The organism is Sphingomonas sp. (genome assembly GCF_051962185.1).
Classification (GTDB): Bacteria; Pseudomonadota; Alphaproteobacteria; order Sphingomonadales; family Sphingomonadaceae; genus Sphingomonas.
The window spans coordinates 1-3,821 of the sequence record NZ_JBQCCN010000112.1; the positions used below are offsets into that span (position 1 = coordinate 1).

A 3,821-nucleotide genomic window follows, 5' to 3' on the forward strand; every position below is an offset into this window, starting at 1 on the left:
AGCCGGTCCATCGGCGCGGTCGCGCAATGGCGCAGGAAATCCCAGGCAAGCTGCTTGTTGGCCGATCCCGAGCCGATCGCCAGCACCCAGAAGACGTTGAGCGACACGCTGCGCCCGCCCGGCCCGGCCGGCAGCGGCGCGACATCGACGAGCCCGCGCACGCGGCTATCGTCGGCGGTATCGGCATAAGCCGCGAAGCCGAACCAGTTCGCCATCAAGGCGACTTTCCCTTCCGCGAACAATCCGCCCGACTGGACGCTGTCGAGCGCGCGACAATTCGGCGCGATGGCATTCTGATCGGTCGCCAGCGTGCGGAGAAAATCGAGCGCCGCATGTGCGGCGGGCGAGGTGAAGTCAGGCTGGCCGTCTCCGTCGAACACCTCGCCGCCGCGCGACCAGATATGGATGCAGAAGTCGTAGAAGCTGTTGTGCCCGTCCGGGAACAGCGCCAGCACCGTGCCGTAGCGGTCATTCGCGGGATCGTGATGACGCCGCGCGAGCGCATGGAACTCCTCCCAGGTCGCGGGAGGTTTGGCGATCAAGTCCTTGCGATAGATCAGGCATTCCGGGCCATCGTGATAGGGCATCGCCCACAGGCCGCCGTCGAATTGCTGCAGCCCGGTCAGCGACGGGCTCCAGGCGTCGGGAAAGTCCGCGATCGGCGCGCGCGCCATATGGGACGTCAGATCCTCGAGCAACCCGTCGGCGACCGCCTCGGCCAGCCAGTCGGTGTTGAGGAAAGCGATATCCCAGTCGCCGGTCGCGAGTCCGCGCTCGCCGATGACGGCCTCGTGCAGCGGATTGAGGTCCATCGGCACAGCCTCGATTTCCGCGTCGACGCCGGTCGTCCGCACGAAATCGGCGAATTGCGCGGCGATTGCGCTTTCGAACGGGCCGAAACGCCGGACCGCGATCCTGAGCTTGGCCATCAGCCCGCCTCCGCTACGGCCGGGGCAGCGGGCGAGGTATCGACCGCGGCGCGACGCGCGCGACGGCGATCACCGCCAACGGTGTAGATCGCCGCGGCCGCGATCACCACCGCGCCCTCGATCAGGCCCTGATAGCTTGCCCCCAGATCGAGCACGTTGAACCCGTTGGTCAGCGTGAACAGCAGCAATGCGCCGACCACGGTCTTGAGAACGCTGCCCGCACCGCCGAGCAGCGAGGTGCCGCCGAGGATCGCGGCGGCGATGACGGTGAGTTCGGTGCCCTGGAGCGCGGTCGGGTTGATCGCGCCGAGGCGGCAGCCGAACAGCACGCCCGCGAACCCCGCCGCGGCGCTCGACAGGACGAAGGCGCCGAGCTTGTAGGCATGAACGTTGATTCCCGACAGCCGCGCCGCCTCGGCATTGCCGCCGACCGCGTAGATCCGCCGCCCGACGACCGTGAAGCGCAACACCCCCCAGACCGCCGCGGTGAACAAGGCGAGATAGACGACCGGCGCCGCCACCGTGAAGCTGGCCCCCGCCAGCAGGGCCAGCATGGCGACGACGATGCCGGCCAGCGCGATCAACGGCCGCCGTTTCCACGCGGCGAGCGCCAGCAGGACCAATGCGAAGACCAGCGCCGCCCAGAAGATCGGCACCCGCGTGCTCTCGAAGGCGAGCATCTGCTGCAGCACTTCCGGTCGTTCGACCATCAGCGAGCGACCGTCGGTCAGCACCAATACCAACCCCCTGACCGCGGTCAGCGTGCCCAAGGTGACGATGAACGCATTGATCCCGACGAACTGGACGATCGCGCCGTTGAAGATGCCGACCGCGATCGCGGTGACGATCGCGGCACCGGCGGCGAGCGGGAAGCCGATGCTCGGCGCCAGCCCGACCAATACCGCCGCGGCGAGCGCGGCGACCGAGGCGACCGACAGATCGAATGCGCCGGTGATCAGCATCACTGTCATCGCCACGCCCATGATCCCGACCAGCGATGCCTGATAGACGATGTTGCCGAGATTCTGTGGCGACAGATAATTGGGCAAGCCGCGCGACTGCGCGATCGCGGCGAGCAGCGCCAACAGGATCAGCAGCGCGTAATAGACGCCCGCTTCGCGCAAGCCGAAGGTCCGGCGCCAGTCGATGGTTCGGGTCATGCGGCGATTTCCGTTGTCACTTGGGTTCCACTGGCGAGCTGGATCAGCCCTGCTTCGTCGATCCTGGCCGGGTCGGCCTCGGCGACGATCGCGCCGTCGCGCAGCACCAGGATACGGTCGGCGACGGCGAGCAATTCCTCGAATTCGGAGCTGACCAGCAGCACCGCCAGCCCCTGGTCGGCGAGGCGGCGGATCAGCCGCAGGATGTCGGTGCGCGCGCCGATATCGATGCCCGCGGTCGGCTCGTCGAGCAGCAAGACGCGGGTGCGCGGGGTCAGCCATTTGGCGATCACCACTTTCTGCGCATTGCCACCCGATAATTCGCCGACCAGCGCGTCGGCATCGCGCGCCTTGATCGCGAGATCATCGATTGCGGCCTGCGCGGCCGCCTGTTCGCGGCCCGGCGCAATCAGCCAACCGTCATGCGGCAACGCGATGTTCTCGGCGATCGTCATGCCGGGAATGAATCCTTGCGCGGCGCGATCCTCGGGCACCAGGGCGATCCCGGCCGCCACCGCCACTGCCGGCTCGCGGCCCACAACCTCGCCGTCGAGCAGCACGGCGCCGCGCGCCGCCGGATCGGCACCGAACAGCGCGTGCAGCAATTCGCTCCGGCCCGAGCCGAGCATGCCGGCGAGCCCGACGATCTCCCCGCGCGCGACCGAGAAGCTCACCGGCGCGAGCTTGCCCGGCGAGGCGAGGCCCCGAACTTCGAGCAACGCGCTACCCGCTGAATGCTGTCGCTCGACCCGTTCGAGCACGGTCACCGACCGCCCCGCAATCGCCGCGGCGATTGCGGCTTCGTCGAGATCCGCCGTCCTCGCGTCGAGCACCGCGCGGCCGTCGCGCAGCACGGTGACCTCGTCGGTCAGCGCGACGATCTCGTCGAGGAAATGCGAGACGAACAACACCGCCCGCCCCTCGCCCGCCAACCGGCGGATGGTGCGATAGACCTGCTCGCGCTCGTCGCCCGCCAGCGACGCAGTCGGCTCGTCCATAATGAGGAGCGCGGGGTCGCTCATCAGCCCTTGCGCGATCGCGACCATCTGGCGCGTGCCGATCGGCAGATCGCCGACGATCGCGTCGAGGTCGAAGGGATTGCCCAATCCGTCGTCAATCGCCGCCGCCCGGTCGCGCGCGGCGCGGTCGAGCCGCCAGCCGGAGCGCTGTTCGAGCAGCATGTTCTCGAGCACCGACAGGGTCGGGACCAGCGGGATGTGCTGGTAGATGGTGGCGATGCCGCCGGCACGCGCGGCGCGCGGATTGGTCCAGCGTATCATGTCGCCGCGCCACTCGACGCCTCCGCCGCTCGCCGGGATCGCGCCCGCCAGCACCTTGATCAGGGTCGACTTGCCCGCGCCGTTCGCACCGAGCAGGCCGTGGACGCTGCCCGCGCGCACCGCCAAGTCGACGCCGCGCAACGCCGCGGTGCCGTTGGGCCAGACCTTCTCCAGGCCGCGCAATCGGAGGAGCGGCGCGTCTACCATTGCCCGACGCATTGGCCGATGGTGGCGCGAGTCACGGCGGGGATCGGATAGGTACGAAAGCGCGGGCCACCACGATCCTTGTCGTGCAGCGCGTCGAACACCAACGCGCCGAGCGCCTCGGGCTTGAAGCAGACCGTGCCGTCGACCGCGCCGGCCTTGATCGAGGCGATGCCGAGCTTCGAGCCGCCCACGCCGATCAATCGCGCCGGCGAGCCCGCCGCGCGGACCGCGCGGGCGCAGCCGAT

The 3,821-nt window shown here is 69.1% G+C and carries 3 protein-coding genes and 1 pseudogene; all 4 read right to left on the reverse strand.

Annotation, left to right across the window (positions count from 1 at the left end; translation table 11 throughout):
• Nucleotides 1-929, reverse strand: a 929-nt coding sequence (locus ACTHJR_RS06485; protein ID WP_440522310.1) for an extracellular solute-binding protein, incomplete at its 3' end; no start/stop codon positions are given.
• The gene (locus tag ACTHJR_RS06490; RefSeq protein ID WP_440522311.1) at nucleotides 929-2,089 is read right to left on the reverse strand and encodes an ABC transporter permease; all 1,161 of its coding nucleotides are present in this window, start codon (nucleotides 2,087-2,089) and stop codon (nucleotides 929-931) included. The genes ACTHJR_RS06485 and ACTHJR_RS06490, both read right to left, overlap by 1 nt.
• Nucleotides 2,086-3,576, reverse strand: a complete 1,491-nt coding sequence (locus ACTHJR_RS06495) for a sugar ABC transporter ATP-binding protein (RefSeq protein ID WP_440522312.1) — start codon at nucleotides 3,574-3,576, stop codon at nucleotides 2,086-2,088. Before ACTHJR_RS06495 ends, ACTHJR_RS06490 begins: the two co-directional genes overlap by 4 nt.
• Nucleotides 3,570-3,821 (reverse strand): annotated as a pseudogene (locus ACTHJR_RS06500) (sugar ABC transporter substrate-binding protein); the annotation flags it as partial. The pseudogene ACTHJR_RS06500 and the gene ACTHJR_RS06495, both read right to left, overlap by 7 nt.

Excerpts from the sequence above, each read along its gene's own strand:
- ACTHJR_RS06495 (WP_440522312.1), bottom strand. The coding sequence starts at position 3,576 with ATGGTAGACGCGCCGCTCCTCCGATTGCGCGGCCTGGAGAAGGTCTGG.
- ACTHJR_RS06490 (WP_440522311.1), bottom strand. The coding sequence starts at position 2,089 with ATGACCCGAACCATCGACTGGCGCCGGACCTTCGGCTTGCGCGAAGCG.